We start from the raw sequence: 18,299 nt of genomic DNA, 5'->3' as shown, positions 1-18,299 counted from the left end.
ATTTAAACATGCCTAAAAAGCATGTTAGAAAATGTATAAAACTTAGACTTCAATGGGCATTAACACCCCTGAAACTTCACTAATTTTTTTCGCTAACTGCAATGCTTCTTCACTAGGAATTTGTCTAATAATATCACCCGATTCAATATCTTGAACTTTGATGACTTGTTTACCAGAATCATCATCTACAGAAAACTTTAAGCCTTTCTGCATCATGGCAACCATATTGGTCAAATCGACAGCGACTTGTTGTAATTGTTCAGTATCAGCTTCTGCAACATGAGCTTTAGTTGCGCTACCTACAGATTCGACTATTGATGCTTCATTAAGTATATTTTGTTCGAGCTCAGGTTTACTTGAAACTAGCTGTATCTGTTGTTCAGCTTTACTGGCACTTGAATTACTCTTAAATTGGACAGAACTATTGATTTCCATGATACACCTCAGTCTTGCTTGGGAACATCATATTAGTTTTTTTACAACTCGCTTTAACAACAAAGGGAGACCCAGTTCGGATCTCCCTAAAGCATAGTATAAAACTAACCTACTAAAGTAGCGATAGAGCGATCTGAGGTAACTGGTTAGCCTGAGCTAACATCGCCGAACCCGTTTGCTGTAATACTTGGTTCTTCGTCATCGTTGACGTTTCTTTGGCAAAGTCGACATCGACAATACGACTTTTGGCATCGGCAACGTTTGCCTGAGTGTTAGCACTGTTGCTAACGTTATAGGCTAAACGGTTTTGCACAGCACCTAGATTAGCGCGTTGAGTATCGATATTTTTAATTGCTGCATCGATTTTTTGAAGCGATGAAGTTCTAGCTGCTTCGGTGGTTAAAGTCATGCCACTAACGCCTAAAGAACTTGCATTTGTCTTCTTTACAGAAACAGTAATATTTTCAGAGGCCTGATGACCAACCTGGAACGCTTTGCCTGCTGAAAAACCGCCAGACATTAATTTAGTACCACCAAAAGCGGTCGTGTTTCCAATAGCCGTTATTTCTGTAGCTAGCGCAGTAATTTCTGATTGAATTGCTGTTATATCGTCAGTACTGTTTGCACCATTCTCTGCTTGAATAGTCAAATCACGCATACGTTGCAACATGTTTGTTTGCTCTTGCATTGCGCCTTCAGCTATTTGTGCAATTGAAATAGCATCATTAGCATTACGCATACCCACTTCCAAACCATTAACTTGAGAATTCAAACGGTTAGAAATAGCTAGACCTGCAGCGTCATCTTTAGCACTGTTAATGCGTAAACCAGAAGATAAACGCTCCATAGAAGTAGCAAGTGCACCGCTTGATGAATTTAAATTTTTCTGAGCTTTTAATGATGTAACATTCGTATTTACTGTGATAGCCATGATTACTTCCTCATATTGTTTCTGACTTGAGATATCCCTGTTTGATTTATGTCAAGTCAGACAGGTCTTGCTCGTTACAATATATTTAACGGCATTTATATTAATATCTTTAGTTTTTTTTTCATTTATCTATAAAAAATAAAAAAAACAATAAGTAAATAGAGATAATATTTGTTGAAAAGTCGGAGGTGAATGAATCACTAACGAGCAAAAAATCAAAAGGAAGTAAAAAAATACCCGCTACTTAGCTATTCAGCTAAATAGCGGGGAATGTATATTACCCAAGTAATGATAATGCAACTTGTGGTAACTGGTTAGCTTGAGCCAACATAGCAGAACCTGTTTGCTGTAACACTTGGTTTTTGGTCATTGTCGAGGTCTCTTTTGCAAAATCAACATCCACAATACGGCTTTTCGCATCAGCAACGTTTGCTTGAGTATTGGCACTGTTGCTAACGTTATAGGCTAAACGGTTTTGCACAGCACCTAGATTAGCGCGTTGAGTATCGATATTTTTAATTGCTGCATCGATTTTTTGAAGCGATGAAGTTCTAGCTGCTTCGGTGGTTAAAGTCATGCCACTAACGCCTAAAGAACTTGCATTTGTCTTCTTTACAGAAACAGTAATATTTTCAGAGGCCTGATGACCAACCTGGAACGTTTTGCCTGCTGAAAAACCGCCAGACATTAATTTAGTACCACCAAAAGCGGTCGAGTCTCCAATAGCCGTTATTTCTGTAGCTAGCGCAGTAATTTCTGATTGAATTGCTGTTATATCGTCAGTACTGTTTGCACCATTCTCTGCTTGAATAGTCAAATCACGCATACGTTGTAACATATTGGTTTGCTCTTGCATCGCACCTTCGGCGATTTGCGCAATTGAAATAGCATCATTAGCATTACGCATTCCTACTTCTAAGCCACCTACCTGTGAGTTCAAACGGTTAGAAATTGCCAAACCAGCAGCATCATCTTTAGCACTGTTAATACGTAACCCGCTCGATAAACGTTCCATCGAAGTATTAAGTGCCTGGCTTGATGTATTTAAGTTCTTTTGCGCTTTCATTGATGTAACGTTGGTATTTACTGTAATAGCCATAAGTTATTCCTCATTCCTAGTTTTGTTGCCAAGACTGTGTGGAGCTTGGCTATATTTCACAATTTAACGTGATTGCTTTTTGTTAGATGTAATCAAACAATGAAAGCGAACCCACCGAACTAAACAAACTTGATATTGCATTAAGTGCAAGTTGTTGCTTTTCGAACTCAGTAATAGCTTCTGCAAAATCCAAATCTTCAAGCTTGGAAAGTGCGCTACTATTAATAATCTTTTCTTCCGCATGGTTTGAAGAAATACTCTCTAAACCTTTCAGATTATTGCCTGCGATCCCTCTTGCCGTACTGACTTGATTTTGACCACTGTCAATATCATTCAATAGTTGTGCCAACTGTGATTTATTTTGTGCAGAAGATGTTGCTTGTGGGCTTTCTAAAAAGTTAATCGCTTGGCTAAATGAATCAAAAATACTCACCGTTTCTTGAGGCTCGATCGTAAAAGAGTCGCCGGCGGCGGGTGTTCCTGTTAATTTCACTTCAATGCCATTGAAAGATACCGAATTTGTTGGATCAAAATTAGCAACACTTGTTGCAATCACTCCCGCTGAATCAGTCACCTGCAGATCAACGCCCGAACCGTTATCAATGAACGTAAACGTATAAATATCAGAAATATGTGAAGTTTCATCGGTAATGTTGGCGCCGGTTAAATTGAAATCACCTTGCTGTGAAGACAAATAATTGACGCCATAATCACCAAGTGGATTTGGTGCATTCATGAACGCTGTATCGCCAGGAACATTCGTCGCTATAGTAATGCCAGATGCTACAACACTTTTCCTAACGCCTGAATCACCGCTATAAACGATTTCGCCATTCGTATCAAAAGCAAAAGGTTGAGAATTAGTTTTATTACCAGCAAAAATGTAATTACCCGATTCATCTTGGCTATTAGTAATAGAGAGTAATTCTTCGAGGCTAGCTCGCATTTCATCGGCAATCATTTGCCGCTCATTTGAACTAAGGCTGCCGTTAGCGCCACGCAATAACTGTTCTCGCATTGAGTCCATCAAAGACTCTGTGCTACCAATTTTACTTTCAGCAAGCCCTATGCGATTTGTCGCGTAATCAATGTTCTTTTCATATTGTTCAACCAGGGTATTCTTTTGCTTAAGATTATCGATAGCGATTGCCGCTACAGGGTCGTCACCTGCGGTTTCAACTCTTTTGCCGCTTGAAATCTGCCCCATGATGCTATTAGTGGCAGACTGCTTTTCTAAAATGCTGTTAGTGCTTTGTTGAAACATTTGTCCGGTAGAAATTCTCATGGCTTATCTCCTAGCGAACCGAGCTTAATAAGGTGTCAAAAATGGTTTGCGCAGTAGACATAATGCGCGCGGCGGCCTGATAAGATTGTTGAAAGCGCAATAAATTGGCGGCTTCTTCATCTAGGTTAACGCCTGACTCACTTTGCACCCTGTCGTAAGCTTGCTGATAAATGGCCGTTGCTGAGTCAACTCGCACTTCTGCCGCTTTGGTTTGGCTGCCGATATCTAATTTGGTGTTTTCAAATACGCTGGTTAAGGTGCCAGTGCCGTTGTTCATTAATTTGACGTCAGACAACTTGGCCATTTCAACCGCGTTGCTGTTATTACCTTCTGCAAATGCGAGGTCGAACGTAAAACTGTCGGCGGTTGCAGTGCCACTTGATGTAATATCAAAGTCCATACCAAAGGCATTAATGTTGTTATTGGTAATAACGCCTGTGCCTAATGAAGCGCCAGCACTATCAAATGTTTGATAAGTATTGGCAACCGTATCAATGGTAAACGTAATTGATGAACCCGTTGCTGAGCCAGGAAAGCCAGCCACACTAGAGTCCATGCTGTTTAAGCTAATCGCCGTATTACCAGAATTTGCAGTGGCGGCGGTTAAGGTTGACCCTGCTGCGGCAATGCCTTTAGGGTCGGTCATTACCACTTTTAACCCCGAAGCTGCACCTGCTGTGGGCCTGATTTCAAACTTATCACCATTAGCAATTGGGCCATTAGCGACATTGATGGTGAAACCTGCACTACTGGTAAGTTCGGTGCCCGATAATGTTAAGGTTGATACTTCACCCGTTTGGTTATCTTTTAATGAATAGCCTGCTGCAGTGGTATAACTCAACTCATAACTGCTGCCCGATAAAGCGCCCACATCGTCAATATTGACTGATAAAGCCGCAGAACTGGTGTTAGTTGAATAACTGCCTGCACGGCCTGTTGCCATTAACGGGTTATTGATATCACGAAAAATATCACTGCCAACTTGGCCATTTAAATCAAAACCACTGGATTGCATTTCATTAAAGGTATCGGCAACACCTAATGCAAGCTGGCCTAATTCGTTACTTGCAGGGATTAAGGTGTCGTCGCGATACGCGAATAACGCCCCTAATTGACCGCCTAATTTACTCGGGTCAACATTGAGTGTTTTATTAGAAATAGATGCGGTGAGTGTGGGTTCGTTAGGGAATGGATCGCCGGCGCCGACGCCCATGCTCATTGCCACTTCGCCCGACACCAACATCACCGAACCGCCTAACATAATCGATTTGGCGCCAGTATCTAGTGGAATAACGTTCACTTGTGCGTATTCGCTGAGTTCTAAAATCAATGCGTCTTGTTTGTCTAAAATCTCGTTGTTGTCGCCTTGAGATTTCATTAGCTCTAAATTGATGTTAGCCAACTCTTTGCTGATTTCGTTTACGCGGGTGGTCACAGACTCAATTTGACTGTTGGTTTGTTTAACCTGGTTATCCAGCTGCGACTGCATTTGATTAATGTTAATGGCCATTTGCTCAGCCGAACTCAAACTGCTGCTGCGAATGCCTAAATCAGTTGGTAAATCAGCAACACTGTTAATGCTGGCAAAAAAATCATTAATGCTATTAGGCACCATGCTACCGACTTGCGCGTAAAGCTCGTCAAGTTCACTTAATTTTGAGTATGTGGTTTCTGCCGCACTCATGCTGGTTTGGCCAATGCGTAATTCACGTGCGGCAAACTCGTTATAAACACGTTTTACGTCAGACACATAAGTGCCTGTACCGTAAAAGCTGTCGCCAAGGCGTTGTGATTGTAACGTAGCCTGCGTTGCCGTTTGGCGGTTATAGCCTTCGGTATTGGCATTGGCGATGTTATTACCGGTTACCCCAAGTTGAGACTGAGATGCCATAACGCCGGTGCGTGCGATACTAAGTAGATCAATCGCCATTATTTAGTCTCCAGGGGTAATACAGATTTAAGGCCTTCTTTTACCGACTTCATCACGTTAATCACCTTGTTGGCATATTGTGGGTCGGTGGCATAGCCCGCCTTTTGTAGTGCGCGAATAAATTGTGTTGGCTCGCTAGCCACTTTGCGCGCATCTTCGTAACGATCGCCTTGACCAATAAATGACACAAAGTCGCTAAAGCTTTGTTCAAGGTCGTCGTACATTCTAAAGTCTGCTTTTTGTTGCACAGGGATGCCTTTTTCAAACTCTAGAGTGTTAACCGAGGTTTTTTCGCCCTGCCAACGTTTGTCGGCTTTAATATTAAATAAGTTATGACTCATGGTGCCGTCGTTACGGCGAACCACTTTTTGACCCCAACCGGTTTCAAGTGCCGACTGAGCAATTAACACTTCAGCTGACGTACCCAAGGTTTTAGCCGCTTTTTCAGCATGGGGATACAACACTGAAATAAAATGTTGTGGGCTAGTAAATTCGCTCACTGCCACGCCTTTAGGTTTAGGAACTGCAAAATCTGTTTGCGGCAATACCTTGCCTACTTGTAATGCTTGACTGGCTAATTGCTCACCGCGTAATACGCTGTTTAACTGTTCACCGTCTAGCACATTAGTAAGTTGGGCTGACATTGGTCGCATCGATTCGGCGCTATCTATAACAGAATGGGCTGTATCAGAATTAGTGATTACTGAATGCGATGCGGCTATTTGATCTTTTGGCGCAATAATATCGAGAGTGTCTTTATCTAACTCTGTTGCTGGAGCAACAAACATACTTGGGTTAACTTTATAATCACTATTGCCACGCAATACTGAAGCTGGCGTAATGGGGCTATCATCTGGGTCTAGTTGCTGCACCATCATCTCAGCCAAGCCCAACATGCCTTTATTAGATAAATCGACTGACATTTGCTGATCGCGCATTTGTTCAAAAAACGCAGTAGTTTCACTGTTCATTGGATTGTCTGACTTAAACGCAGCATTAGCATCTCGCATGCTTTTCATCAGCATTTGAATAAAAATACCTTCAAATTGCTTTGCTGCTTCTTTAAGTGCCCCCTTCTCGTCTTTCTGGGCTTGGACACGAAGTGAATCTAGTCCTCCTAGATCCAGAAAGTTCGATGAAGCTGACAACTTTTCCATAGTCATTCCGACAATTATTAGATAATGATAAGTTCACCATGCAAAGCGCCTGCCATTTTTAACGCTTCGAGTATGGCAAGTACATCGGATGGTGCTGCACCCACTAGATTGACGGCTCTTACAAGCTCATCAAGTGTGGTACCAGGATTAAACATAAACATACGACGATCTTTTTCTGACACATCAATCGTACTATTTGTGGTAACAACCGTATCACCACCGGCTAATGCGTTGGGTTGTGACACTTGTGTGGCTTCAGCAATGGTGACGGTTAATCCGCCGTGAGTGACGGCTGCGGGTAATAACTTGACGTTTTGGCCAACCACAATGGTGCCAGTACGTGAGTTAACAATCACTTTGGCTGATTCTTCTGCTGGTATAACTTCAATGTTTTCTAATACCGATAAAAACGACACCCGCTGTGATGCATCGCGTGGCGCGCTCACTTGAATAGAAGTGGCGTCAATGGCCTTTGCCATATCCGGACCCAGTAAATCGTTAATCGCATCTGCGGTGCGTTTGGCGGTTGAGAAATCAGAGCGACGTAAATTGAAAGTAAGGTAATCACCGCTAGCAAATGGGCTAATAACGCTGCGCTCAACAATGGCACCACCTGGAATGCGGCCAACTGTTGGGGTATTTTGGATCACCAATGAGCCATCGAGTCCTTCGGCACTAAAACCACTGACAATTAAACTGCCTTGAGCAATGGCATACACATTGCCATCGACTCCTTTTAGGAAGGTTTGTAATAAAGTACCGCCACGTAAACTTTTTGCTTCGCCTAAACTGGACACGGTAATGTCAAGATTTTGACCCGGTTTAATAAAGGCAGGCATTTCGGAATGCACCGCAACGACAGCGACGTTCTTTGAATTAGGACGGACAGAGTCTGGTAAATTAATGCCGAAATTTTTGAGCATGGTTCTGAAGGTTTGTTCGGTGTAACGGGTTTTTTCCCCAGTACCTGGCAAACCGACCACCAAGCCATAACCGACTAATTGGTTACTTCGCACCCCTTGAATACTGGCGATGTCTTTAATCCGTTCTGCATGTGCAGGTGCGGTTAGCATTAGTATTGATGCGACTATCGATACAGCCGACGCAATCAGTTTAATTTTCATGCATTACTCCTTAAAAAGGCCACCAGTCACTCATAAAGAATGAACTCAGCCAACCGACTTTTTGGGAGTCAGCAAACGTACCGGTACCGCTATACTGAATACGAGCGTTAGCCACTCGTGTCGAATCGATTGTATTGTCTGGATTAATGTCTTCGCTGCGGATCATTCCGGTGACACGAATAAACTCATCACCGTTGTTAATAGAAATCCATTTTTCACCGCGGATCACCAAGTTGCCGTTACTGAGCACTTGGATGATATTGGCCGAAATACTGCCATCTAAACTGTTAGATTGATCGGCGTCAGACTCGCGCTTGGTATTCATGCTGTCGGAGTAACCCAAATCAATTGGGACACCGCTGATGGAAATATTTTTACCGCCGGCATAAATGGGCTCTACACTTAAATCTGAGCCTTTTTTGATTTCGTTATTGGCGCTTTTCGACGCCTGAGTAGACTCTTTTAAGGTCACGGTAATAATGTCGCCGACGCGATGCGCACGAATATCGGAATACAAGCTTGATGCTTGGCTATCAAGATAAATAGATCCCGTTGGCGCCACCTGCGTAGGAACGGTATCTGGGTATACCGGTGCATAAAATGGGTCATCAGCAATCGGTTTCTTGGCAGTAGAACTACAGCCAGCCAATAACACTACTGAGGCTAACGCAATGTATTTAATCATGTTAGCTCCTTAGAGATTCTGATTAATATAAGACAGCATCTGATCAACTGCTGAGATAACTTTAGAGTTCATCTCGTAAATACGTTGACCTTGAATAAGGTTGACCAACTCTTCTGTTACATTCACGTTAGACGTTTCTAGTGCTCCTTGGCGAATAGAACCTAAGCCGTCTTGCGACGCTGTACCTTGAATAGGTGTGCCACTTGCACCCGTTTCGGTATACAAGTTTTGCCCTAATGGGTCTAATCCTGACGGATTAATAAAGTCGGTCATGGTTAACTGGCCAATAACCTGGCTTTCGGCAGTACCTGGAATTTGCACCGACACTTCACCTTCTGCTGACACGGTAATACTTGTGGCATCATCTGGAATAGTAATGGCGGGTTGCACCACATAACCTGAACCTGGGGTCACAATTTGGCCGGTATCATCCAGGCTAAATTGACCATTACGGGTGTAAGCTGCGGTGCCGTCTGGCATTTGCACTTCAAAGAAGCCTGAGCCTTCAATCATTAAATCTAATGAGTTGTCGGTGGTGAGCATGCTGCCCTGGGTAAACATTTTTTGGGTGGCGACCACTTTAGTACCGGCACCAATGTTTAAACCATTGGGTAACTTGGTGTTGTCTGCACTGACGCCACCGGCTTGATTAACGGTTTGATACAGCAAATCTTCAAACACAGCGCGACTTTTTTTGAATCCAACCGTACTGGCGTTAGCCACGTTGTTAGAAATGACCGCGATGTTTGTTTGCTGGGCATCAACACCTGTTTTACTTATCCATAACGCTGGAATCATAATAATTACTCCTAACTAATTCTCATCAAGGAAGTGGACGCCCGATCAATTTCTTCAGCGTTCTTCATCATTTTGACTTGCATTTCGTATTGACGTTGAATATCAATCATAGCGACCATTTCATGCACGGAATTGACATTACTGCCTTCAACTGCGCCACTTTCAACTTCAACCCCGGGGTCATTTGGCGCATTACCACCGGCTGTAAGGCGAAACAAACCATCTTCACCGCGCATTAGGTTTTCGTTACCCGGATTAACTAATTTAATCCTCGCGACCTCTTCTATCACTTCAGCGGTTGCCCCTTGTGGACGGACTGAAATAATACCGTTGGCCGAAATTTCTATTTTCTCAACCGGGATGGGTAACACAATAGGACCCGAAGCTCCCATTACAGGGCGGTTACTGCTATTTAACAACAAACCTGTACTGTCAATTTTTAAACTGCCCGCACGGGTGTATCCTTCAGAACCATCTGCCGCTTGCACTGCAAGCCAGCCATCACCCTTAACCGCAATATCAAGGTCACGACCCGTGGTTTTAATAGGACCACCGTTAAAATTACTGCCTGGGCTTTCCATCATCGAAAATACCCGTGAAGGCAAGCCTTCACCAAATGCCTGCATTGAACGGGCTTGGACCATGTCAGCTTTAAATCCATCAGTATTGGCGTTAGCAAGATTGTTCGCACTCACTGCTAGGGCATTCATCCCCTGCTTTGCGCCACTCATGGCAATATAAAGAAATTTGTCCATTTTTTGCTCCGTCAAACTTTCTGCAAAATGAATATATGTAGAGTTAAAGCAAACATCGTGCCAATGGAGTTTATTGCAGGAGAGTTATATTCAACACACTGAATGTAAAGGAGTAGAGGTAGTGAAAGGGAATTATTTAGAGTCAAAAAAACAGGAGTTTTATGGTGGTAGTGGCGGTATATTACTTAAATGGCAAGGTGTTGCCGACAACGGCAACACCTTGCTTATCGATTACGGTGAGTAATGAATAATTATCGGATCTGCAATACCGTTTGGTTTAGAGTGTTGTTCACTTCTAGGGTACGCGAGTTCGCCTGGAAGTTACGCTGAGCGGTAATCAAATCAACCAATTCTGTGGTCAAATCAACGTTTGATTGTTCAAGCGCAGAAGACTGAATGCTACCAAAGGTACCGCTATTAGCTTCACCCGCTAACGCTTCACCTGAATCTAAACTGGCTTTCCATGAGGTGTTACCCACCTGAGTTAAGCCTTGCTCGTTAGCAAAACGTACTAACGCAACACGCGCTAACGGCACGGTTGAGCCATTACTGTAACTGGCCGTAATTAACCCATCAGAGCCAATGCCTACATTGGTTAAACGGCCAACGGTAATACCGTCTTGGCTTAATGATGTCACTTCAAATGGCGAAGCGTATTGAGTTGGGTTATCAAATCTAACTTCAAGGGTTTGGGTTCCGTCGGCACCAGGGTCTAAAACACCTGCACCAGCAGTTCCAAGAGCTTCTGTTGTAATCGTAACAGGGTCGCTTCCAGTGTAAGCACCAACAGAGTTAAACTTAATCACAGCACCATTCCAGGCAGTACCATCTACTGGGTTTGTTGCACTTGCAGTAGCGGTACTATCGGAAGCACCATCACCAGTGGTATCAGTACTATAAGTTCCAGCAGTGGTGACATCAACGGGTTCTCCGTCAACAGCATAAAATGCCACCCAGTTACTTTCACCGGTATATGACCCCCCTGTAGGTTTAACAAAATAAGTGGTCATAATGTGCGACTCACCTAATGAGTCATAAATGGTTACCGACGTAGCATTATTGTAGGTGTCAGAATTATCGGGATCAAAATTAGCAGGGTCGAGAGTTTCGTCACCTACGTTTAGATTCATTTGCATTTCAACAAGGCTGGTTTTAACAGGGCTACCTGCAGTATCAGGGATTTGGATTGGTTGAGTAGTCGTTAAGCTAACCGAGGTTGAATTACCATCGTCATCTACAGGAAAGCCTTGTAAAAAATTACCTGCAGCATCGACCATGTAGTTGTCTGAGTCGACTTTAAATGCACCGGCGCGAGTGTATGACAAATCTTGTGTACCGACTCCAGATGAGGTAACAAAAAATCCACCGCCGCTGATTGCCATATCCAATGAGTTACTGGTAAAGGCTAAACTGCCTTGGTGAAATTGTTGTGCAACTTGAGTAGTGGTTACACCACCGCCCACTGCAGTTTTACTGTTAGAGAAAATTGAGTTTGCATACACATCGGCAAATTCAGCACGCGACTCTTTAAAACCGACAGTATTAACGTTGGCAATGTTGTTTGCCGTTGTGTTCAAGTCTTTTTGCGCGGCAGAGATACCACTCAATGCAATGTTAAATGACATAATTCACCTCAAAGGTTTTATTCATAATCAACAAGTTTATTTAGTAAACTACAGATGATGTTAAGTTTCAGATACGGCGAGTACGTCAGATAACTTAATACCGCCGACACCGCGCAAATTCAATATTGCTCCAGTTGCTACAGTGCCTAATGACACACTGGTAACATGAGCATAAGTAGATACCGCTAAGTCTTGGGCTTCGCCATCGACTTTTCCGTTCGCCTTAATAGAGTACATTCCCTCTTTTACTGGCGAGCCATTTTTATCCAGTCCATCCCAAGACACATCCACGTTCCCGCCGGCGCTGCCATCAACACTAAAGGTTTTAATGAGCTGTCCGGATGCATCTTGCACACTCACGGTAATCGTGTCGATGGCAGATGGCGTACTAATCACCCCATTCATAGTCGGACTCTCAGCTGAAATAGCACCTGTGTCAGAAGGGATCAACACCTTACGACCAACAAGACCCGATGCTTGCAATGCCTGGCTTGAGCTCATCACCGTATTGAGGTTTAAAATCTCATCGTTAAGATTTGAAATACCATCAACGGTAGAGAATGATGCCATTTGAGCAATCATTTGGTCATTGTCTACTGGTTCAAAAGGGTCTTGCATTGATAACTGTTGACTGAGCAAAGCAAAGAAATCCTCCTGCTTTAACAGCTGATCATTTGCTTCAGGAACACTGCTCTCTGCAGGTAAGCGGATAGAATCAAGAAACGAATTACCCGTTGTTGTCGTAGTAGTGCTCTGTACTGAACTCTTGGTTACTGCGCTAGTATTTGACACACTGCTAGAGGTCTGTGGTAAAGACTGACTGTAAGAATTAATTAGGCTCATAGCTGCCTCCTTGAAAAATCAAAACTATTTACCCATTCTGAGCGTTTGTTGCAGCATTGATTTTGTGGCATCTGCTACCTGAACATTCATTTGGTAAGAACGCGATGCAGAAATCATATCCGCCATTTCTTCCATCACATTGACATTAGGTTTATAGATAAAACCATCACCATCCGCCATGGGATGGTCTGGCGAGTATTCTTTTAATAATGGCTTATTACTTTCGACAATGCCTTTAACTGTTACGCCAGGCGAACTGTTTTGCTGGCTATTGGCTTTTAGCATTTCGGCTTCAAAAACAGGATGACGCGCGCGATAGGTTTTATCGACACTGCTAGACACAGAATCAGCATTGGCAATATTACTGGCGGTGGTATTAAGCCTGACAGATTGTGCAGACATCCCGGAGCCAGAAACATTAAATATATTGAATAAACTCATAATTAATCACCTCGCAATGCTTTACGCATGCCACTAAATTTTCCCTCAAGAAAGCCTAATGACATTTGATATTCGAGCGCATTTTGCATAAATGCTGCTTGCTCTTTCTGCGTATCGACAGTATTACCATCGCCAGTATCAGCTTGATTTGGCATACGATATTGAACATGCTGTTGACTTAACGCCGTTAAATCAAAATGTTTCTCTGTGGTTTGGCTCATACTCAAGCCTGTCTGATGCGAGCTTGCCGCTTGCATAGCAGAAGCAAAATTGACATCTTGAGCTTTATAATGAGGAGTATTGGCATTGGCGATATTACTTGAAATCACTTCTGCTCTTTGAGCTCGAATGCCCAAAGAGTATTGGTGAACACCTAATGCATTATCGAAATTAATCGCCATAAAATTGCCTCCATCAGCTAACTGGTAGAAATAAAGCAAAGGTTATGCCAACAATTTAATTTATGAGGGAATAAAAGATAAAAACAAACATGCCGACGAATGCCGGCATGATAAATAGATTAAGCTATTATATTATCTAGGTTTTCTTTTGATAATAAATTCCAGGATTACAGCGAACCATATTAAATTCTTCGGTTAATCCCGCAAGAGATTCTGACGCACCCAAAAATAAAATACCTTTAGGATTAAGTGCGGCAGCAAATTGCCGCAAAATTTTAGCCTTTGCCTCAGGAGCAAAGTAAATCAACACATTGCGGCAAAAAATAATATCGTATTTACCTAATAGGCTATAACTTTCAAGTAGATTATGGGCTCTAAAGTTAACTAATCGCTTCACATTATCTTTAACTTTCATGTTACCCGAAGGTAAAGCATCAAAAAACTGACGTTTACGTTCTTCAGACAAACCACGAGCAAGTGCTAAACCATCATATTCAGCATTTTTACAACGATCTAGCATAGAAGGTGATAAATCTGTTGCCTGAATTGTCGCGCCTCCTGGTAAAGCACCAGGTTTACGTTGTTGATATTCCAACACCGTCATGGCCAACGAATAAGGTTCTTGACCTGAAGAGCACGCAGCCGACCAAATTTTTAATGGTCTGCCAAGCTTACTGTATTCAGGCAATAGAGTATTGTGCAGTAATTCAAATGGATAACGGTCTCGAAACCATAACGTTTCATTGGTGGTCATCGCATCTATCACTTCAGCGCGCAGTTGTCGTTCTATCGGTTTCATCGACTTTTTAACTACCTCAGACAAAGAAGGCAAATTATGCTTCCCCATCAAAGGCGCTAAACGACTGCGGACTAAATATTGTTTGTTCTCACCTAACACAATACCGCTATGCTGTTCTAAAAACAGCCTAAATTGATTGTACTCTGCTTCAGCAAGTGATTTATCTGTCACATTATCTTCCTAATAGGTAAGCCTATGAACTCAACCTCCAATATTTTGCAATATTTTGCAATAATAAAAGGTTTATAAACTTAAATGTTTGTTAACCGCTGCGGCTAACTCATCGGGGTTAAACTTAGCAATAAAGTCGTTAGCCCCTACTTTTTGTACCATCGCTTGGTTAAATACACCACTTAATGATGTGTGCAATACTACTTTGATATTCTTTAATTTTGGATCATTACGAATTTCAGCCGTTAAGGTATAACCATCCATTTCAGGCATTTCAATATCAGAAATGATTAACGGAATTTCAACTGAAACATCATCCATTTCTGCGGCAATACTTTTCAGTTTTTCCAGCGCCTCTCTACCATCTTTAGCGGTATCGATTTGCAGATTTAATGACTCTAACGAACGAATAATTTGTTTACGTGCTACAGCAGAATCATCAATAACCATAATATGATAATGCTGTTCTCTATCAATAGTTAATGCTTCATTGAGCTCTTTACTGATAGAAGTCTTAACCGGTGAAATTTCATCAAGAATTTTTTCAACGTCTAGAATCTCAACCAACTCACCTTCAATCTCTGTCACAGCAGTTAAATAAGAAGAGCGGCCAGAACCTTGCGGTGGAGGCATAATGGCTTCCCAATTCATGTTGATAATACGTTCAACTGAACTGACTAAAAAGCCTTGAATACTTCGGTTATATTCAGAAATGATAATAAAGCAATTTTCTGTTGATGTCAGTGGGCGTCCACCCGTTGCGGCACTTAAATCGATAACGGAAATGGTTGAGCCACGAATATGAGCAACACCTTTAACAAAACGGTTTAATTTAGGCAACGTAGTCAGTGGTGGGCATTGCAAAACCTCTTTCACTTTAAACACGTTAATGCCAAACCGTTGACGGCCGCTAAGCCTAAACAATAGCAGCTCGAGTCTGTTTTGCCCGACAAGTTGGGTACGTTTATTTACTGAATCTAAAATGCTCGACATAACAAGGCCTTGTAGTTAACTGTCACCCAAAAGGATAAAAATTGTTCTTTGAAATTATAGTAAACCTTGGTTTAGCATAATACGGTTAGTACATATTTTACTGATGGTCACTCAATTTGAGTGTAAACCATCACCAATGTAACAAATACATCTCAATTTAATGAATCAAAAAGTGGGCATGCAACTTGCTTTAATTTTGTATAAATTAGCTCGCACTGTGAACTGACACTTTTTTGACGAAGGGATAATGTTATTCTTATGTCCCCTAGCCCATTTATTTTAGCTTATTGTGTATGCAGAGATTACTCGCATATTTTTCGTTTTTCAAAGTATAGGTGCATTCTGGCAAAACAAGCTAGTATCTTCATTATGAAAGTATTTTTTTTATGTTTTTTGTGTTCAATAACATTTTCTTTGCCTGCATTTGCTAGCGAAGAAATTATCACACCTTCACTATCGACCATTTATGCGTTAGCTAAAGAGGCGGTAGCCAAAAAAATTGATGCTGACTCAAAAGCTAAAGTGCAAATAACCCCACAAAACCTTGAGGGCAGAATCAGTCCACCAGCCTGTTACCCACCGATTAATGTCGAACTTGCCAGTGAAAGGGCTATTAGTCGAAATAACATGGTAAAACTCAGTTGTAATAGCCCAGACTATGACTATCCATGGCAAATGTATCTCTCTGTTCGAGTCGAAATCCAATACCCTGTTGTGGTGGCTAACCAACTATTGTCCCCTGACCAAATTATTGGCGAACATCATTTACAAGTCATGTATGTTGACCAATATAGCTTAAAAGGTCAGTTTTTTTCCGACACCACGACATTAATCGGCTCGCGGGTGAAACGTCGGGTAGCGAAAGACTCTCCAGTATTAAGTAATAACCTGTGCTTTGTTTGCAAAGGTGACACTGTTTCTATTTATGCTAAAACCACTAATGTAGAAATAAAAACCCTTGGAGAAGCATTGCGTGATGGCAATATCGATGAGGTTATCAGAGTAAAAAACAGTAACACTAGCAAACAATTCGATGCGGTTGTAATTGGCGTTGGCGAAGTTGAAGTAAGAATGTAAAATAGCGTTAAAGTTTTTTCCTGGGGTGCCGATAGCCTGATTGGAAAACCTGATTCATTACGCTGGAGCCTCCCATGGCAATTGATATTAAGCATAACACTGCTACCAATACACAAATGCGCACTGCACGTGACACGCAGTCTGCTACGCAATCTACAACTACTGCAGCCCCTAAATCAGCTGCACCGGTTAAAACAGATTCCGTTAGCATTACCTCTCAAGCTCAACAGCTTCAGAGCGCGCAAACAAAAATGGCATCGTTACCAGAAGTAGACCAAAAAAAGGTCGCTGAAATTAAGCAAGCAATCTCTGAGGGACGATATAAAGTCGATCCAGAAAAGCTTGCAGCGAATATTGCCAGCTTTGAAGCAGAGCTAGGCGGTTTATCGTTTGACAGAGAGTAACCGTTAAACGTTACTCTTTAACTTGTTTTAACGACACACAGATAATAGGTGCAAACTTGCACCATAGAGAAGTGTTAGTTAAAAAAACCTAAGAGTAATTTATGACAGAGTTAAACCAGCCATTACACAAGCAAGCAAGCGAAGATCAACACAAAGAGCTACACCAACTGCTTGATAGTCAAAATCAGACATTAATGCAGCTGAAATCGCTTATTGTTGAAGAGAAAGCGGCATTATCCAAACAAGATGCTGACAAACTGCTGGCGCTTTCCAAAGATAAAACCCAGTGCTTATTCAATATGAAAGCCACTGACGAAAAACTGGCAAGCCACCCACAGCACAATCTGCTCACCACCGATACTGAACTGGTACAACAAGTCTCACGAGCTAAAGCTATTCTCGCCGAGTGCAAAGACATCAACAGCCAGAATGCCAGCTTGATTGAGCTCAATATCGCCAGCCTCAATCGATTTGCCCAGGCATTACAAGCCAGCCGCAATGCCTCAAGCTTGACCTACAATGACAAAGGTAAAACCTCCACCATTTCAACGCTGGGCAATGACTTTTCAGCCTAATAAAACTTAGCGACAGCCTAGAGCGCTACGCTGCTAGGACGCTTCGCGGCTAGAGGCTATAAAATCTTAGCAGCGCAGCTGTCCCTAGAAGCACAGCGACCCTAGCAGGACGTAGTCCGCCCTAGAACCTAGTAGTCTGCCCTAGAACCTAGCAGGTGATTTATTGAGCTAGCATTGCCTGGCGTAAACTTTGTTGTACCGGAGTTTCACCTAACCAAATCTTAAGTAAAGCCTGACGAAATGCCTCTCCAGCAATATCTCCCTGAGCATTACCATTTTTGATACTGCTCACACCCTTGCCTTTTTGGGTGACAAAAGTAAATTGATCACCGTCGACAATTTCATCTGCAAACAATTGGGTAAAATGTTCAATATCTTTGGCAATTGAGTGTGTGTCATTGTCGGTAGCAGCTTCAAAACCGTCAGTAATGGCATCACGCATTTTGTTTGAAGTGATCATCCCAGAAGTAATCGTTAGCTGGATCACCGCTATCGGCTGAGTAAGCACATCTTCTAGAGTGTGCACTTTTGTCGGCAGATATAAACTGCCCACATATAAATCCATAAAAAACTTACTGCGTACACCAGCGCCATTCAATATCAATGGTTGCTCTGCTACTGTAAATTGCTCTGCTACATCAACATCTGCAATCATGCTAGCTTGCGCCAACAACGGCATCATTAACGATAAGCTCAATCCAATTGAAGCTAATAATTTCATATAAACTCTCTAAAAAACTGCAATATCAACGACTACACCATCAGCCGTTT

21 protein-coding genes are annotated in these 18,299 nt (G+C 42.2%); 4 read left to right on the top strand and 17 right to left on the bottom strand.

The genetic code is table 11. The features are described 5' to 3' along the window. Nucleotides 1–42 precede the first annotated feature (42 nt). From AAEY98_RS03170 to flgF, 10 genes are all read right to left on the bottom strand, one after another. Entirely contained in the window at nucleotides 43–435 is a 393-nt protein-coding gene (locus tag AAEY98_RS03170; protein ID WP_351014932.1) for a flagellar protein FlaG, read from the bottom strand. A 112-nt stretch (nucleotides 436–547) separates the two neighbouring features. Then, complete coding sequence (locus AAEY98_RS03165) at nucleotides 548–1,366, bottom strand: flagellin N-terminal helical domain-containing protein (protein WP_351014930.1); 819 nt, start codon at nucleotides 1,364–1,366, stop codon at nucleotides 548–550. A gap of 277 nt (nucleotides 1,367–1,643) precedes the next feature. Further along, complete coding sequence (locus tag AAEY98_RS03160) at nucleotides 1,644–2,465, bottom strand: flagellin N-terminal helical domain-containing protein (RefSeq protein WP_351014928.1); 822 nt, start codon at nucleotides 2,463–2,465, stop codon at nucleotides 1,644–1,646. 82 nt (nucleotides 2,466–2,547) lie between these two features. Continuing rightward, entirely contained in the window at nucleotides 2,548–3,750 is a 1,203-nt protein-coding gene (gene flgL, locus AAEY98_RS03155; RefSeq protein ID WP_351014926.1) for a flagellar hook-associated protein FlgL, read from the bottom strand. Between the two features lie 10 nt (nucleotides 3,751–3,760). Then, nucleotides 3,761–5,680, bottom strand: a complete 1,920-nt coding sequence (gene flgK, locus AAEY98_RS03150) for a flagellar hook-associated protein FlgK (protein ID WP_351014924.1) — start codon at nucleotides 5,678–5,680, stop codon at nucleotides 3,761–3,763. Next, nucleotides 5,680–6,837: a flagellar assembly peptidoglycan hydrolase FlgJ gene (flgJ, locus tag AAEY98_RS03145; RefSeq protein WP_351014922.1), complete on the bottom strand. Its 1,158-nt coding sequence runs from the start codon at nucleotides 6,835–6,837 to the stop codon at nucleotides 5,680–5,682. Before flgJ ends, flgK begins: the two co-directional genes overlap by 1 nt. A gap of 17 nt (nucleotides 6,838–6,854) precedes the next feature. Next, nucleotides 6,855–7,961 carry a flagellar basal body P-ring protein FlgI gene (locus tag AAEY98_RS03140; protein WP_351014920.1) on the bottom strand — a complete coding sequence of 369 codons (1,107 nt, stop codon included), beginning with the start codon at nucleotides 7,959–7,961 and terminating at the stop codon, nucleotides 6,855–6,857. Nucleotides 7,962–7,971: 10 nt separating this feature from the next. Further along, nucleotides 7,972–8,646 (bottom strand): flagellar basal body L-ring protein FlgH, encoded by a 675-nt coding sequence (gene flgH / locus AAEY98_RS03135; protein ID WP_101085425.1) that lies wholly within the window; start codon nucleotides 8,644–8,646, stop codon nucleotides 7,972–7,974. Between the two features lie 9 nt (nucleotides 8,647–8,655). Then, a complete protein-coding gene (gene flgG / locus AAEY98_RS03130) occupies nucleotides 8,656–9,444 on the bottom strand; it encodes a flagellar basal-body rod protein FlgG (RefSeq protein ID WP_351014918.1) in 789 nt (262 codons plus the stop codon). Nucleotides 9,445–9,455: 11 nt separating this feature from the next. Beyond that, nucleotides 9,456–10,199 (bottom strand): flagellar basal-body rod protein FlgF, encoded by a 744-nt coding sequence (gene flgF / locus AAEY98_RS03125; protein ID WP_351014916.1) that lies wholly within the window; start codon nucleotides 10,197–10,199, stop codon nucleotides 9,456–9,458. Between the two features lie 121 nt (nucleotides 10,200–10,320). Here flgF and AAEY98_RS03120 point away from each other — a divergent pair, with 121 nt between their 5' ends. Continuing rightward, complete coding sequence (locus tag AAEY98_RS03120) at nucleotides 10,321–10,443, top strand: hypothetical protein (protein WP_351014915.1); 123 nt, start codon at nucleotides 10,321–10,323, stop codon at nucleotides 10,441–10,443. Nucleotides 10,444–10,450: 7 nt separating this feature from the next. Here AAEY98_RS03120 and flgE read toward each other — a convergent pair whose 3' ends face one another. From flgE to AAEY98_RS03090, 6 genes are all read right to left on the bottom strand, one after another. Further along, nucleotides 10,451–11,824 (bottom strand): flagellar hook protein FlgE, encoded by a 1,374-nt coding sequence (flgE, locus tag AAEY98_RS03115; RefSeq protein ID WP_351014914.1) that lies wholly within the window; start codon nucleotides 11,822–11,824, stop codon nucleotides 10,451–10,453. Nucleotides 11,825–11,884: 60 nt separating this feature from the next. Continuing rightward, nucleotides 11,885–12,667: a flagellar hook assembly protein FlgD gene (gene flgD, locus AAEY98_RS03110; RefSeq protein WP_351014913.1), complete on the bottom strand. Its 783-nt coding sequence runs from the start codon at nucleotides 12,665–12,667 to the stop codon at nucleotides 11,885–11,887. Between the two features lie 24 nt (nucleotides 12,668–12,691). Further along, the gene (gene flgC / locus AAEY98_RS03105) at nucleotides 12,692–13,108 is read right to left on the bottom strand and encodes a flagellar basal body rod protein FlgC (RefSeq protein ID WP_101085435.1); all 417 of its coding nucleotides are present in this window, start codon (nucleotides 13,106–13,108) and stop codon (nucleotides 12,692–12,694) included. A 2-nt stretch (nucleotides 13,109–13,110) separates the two neighbouring features. After that, a complete protein-coding gene (gene flgB / locus AAEY98_RS03100; protein WP_101085438.1) occupies nucleotides 13,111–13,509 on the bottom strand; it encodes a flagellar basal body rod protein FlgB in 399 nt (132 codons plus the stop codon). 136 nt (nucleotides 13,510–13,645) lie between these two features. Further along, nucleotides 13,646–14,479 (bottom strand): CheR family methyltransferase, encoded by an 834-nt coding sequence (locus tag AAEY98_RS03095; RefSeq protein WP_101085440.1) that lies wholly within the window; start codon nucleotides 14,477–14,479, stop codon nucleotides 13,646–13,648. Between the two features lie 72 nt (nucleotides 14,480–14,551). Then, on the bottom strand, nucleotides 14,552–15,472 hold the full coding sequence (locus tag AAEY98_RS03090; RefSeq protein ID WP_162022644.1) for a chemotaxis protein CheV: 921 nt from the start codon (nucleotides 15,470–15,472) through the stop codon (nucleotides 14,552–14,554). Nucleotides 15,473–15,841: 369 nt separating this feature from the next. On the opposite strand from AAEY98_RS03090, the gene flgA reads away from it, so the two are divergent. From flgA to AAEY98_RS03075, 3 genes are all read left to right on the top strand, one after another. Then, nucleotides 15,842–16,549, top strand: coding sequence for a flagellar basal body P-ring formation chaperone FlgA (flgA, locus tag AAEY98_RS03085; RefSeq protein WP_335690240.1), 708 nt, complete (start codon nucleotides 15,842–15,844; stop codon nucleotides 16,547–16,549). Between the two features lie 74 nt (nucleotides 16,550–16,623). Further along, entirely contained in the window at nucleotides 16,624–16,953 is a 330-nt protein-coding gene (gene flgM / locus AAEY98_RS03080; protein ID WP_011636631.1) for a flagellar biosynthesis anti-sigma factor FlgM, read from the top strand. Between the two features lie 101 nt (nucleotides 16,954–17,054). Then, entirely contained in the window at nucleotides 17,055–17,528 is a 474-nt protein-coding gene (locus tag AAEY98_RS03075; protein WP_351014910.1) for a flagella synthesis protein FlgN, read from the top strand. 160 nt (nucleotides 17,529–17,688) lie between these two features. Here the strand turns inward: AAEY98_RS03075 and AAEY98_RS03070 are convergent, their stop codons facing one another. Then, the gene (locus AAEY98_RS03070; protein WP_351014908.1) at nucleotides 17,689–18,249 is read right to left on the bottom strand and encodes a chalcone isomerase family protein; all 561 of its coding nucleotides are present in this window, start codon (nucleotides 18,247–18,249) and stop codon (nucleotides 17,689–17,691) included. Between the last annotated feature and the right edge of the window lie 50 nt (nucleotides 18,250–18,299).

This window comes from Shewanella sp. AC91-MNA-CIBAN-0169 (assembly GCF_040310165.1).
Classification (GTDB): Bacteria; Pseudomonadota; Gammaproteobacteria; order Enterobacterales; family Shewanellaceae; genus Shewanella.
Note: the sequence above shows the minus strand (reverse complement) of the source record. Positions and strands in the feature narration are given on the sequence as shown.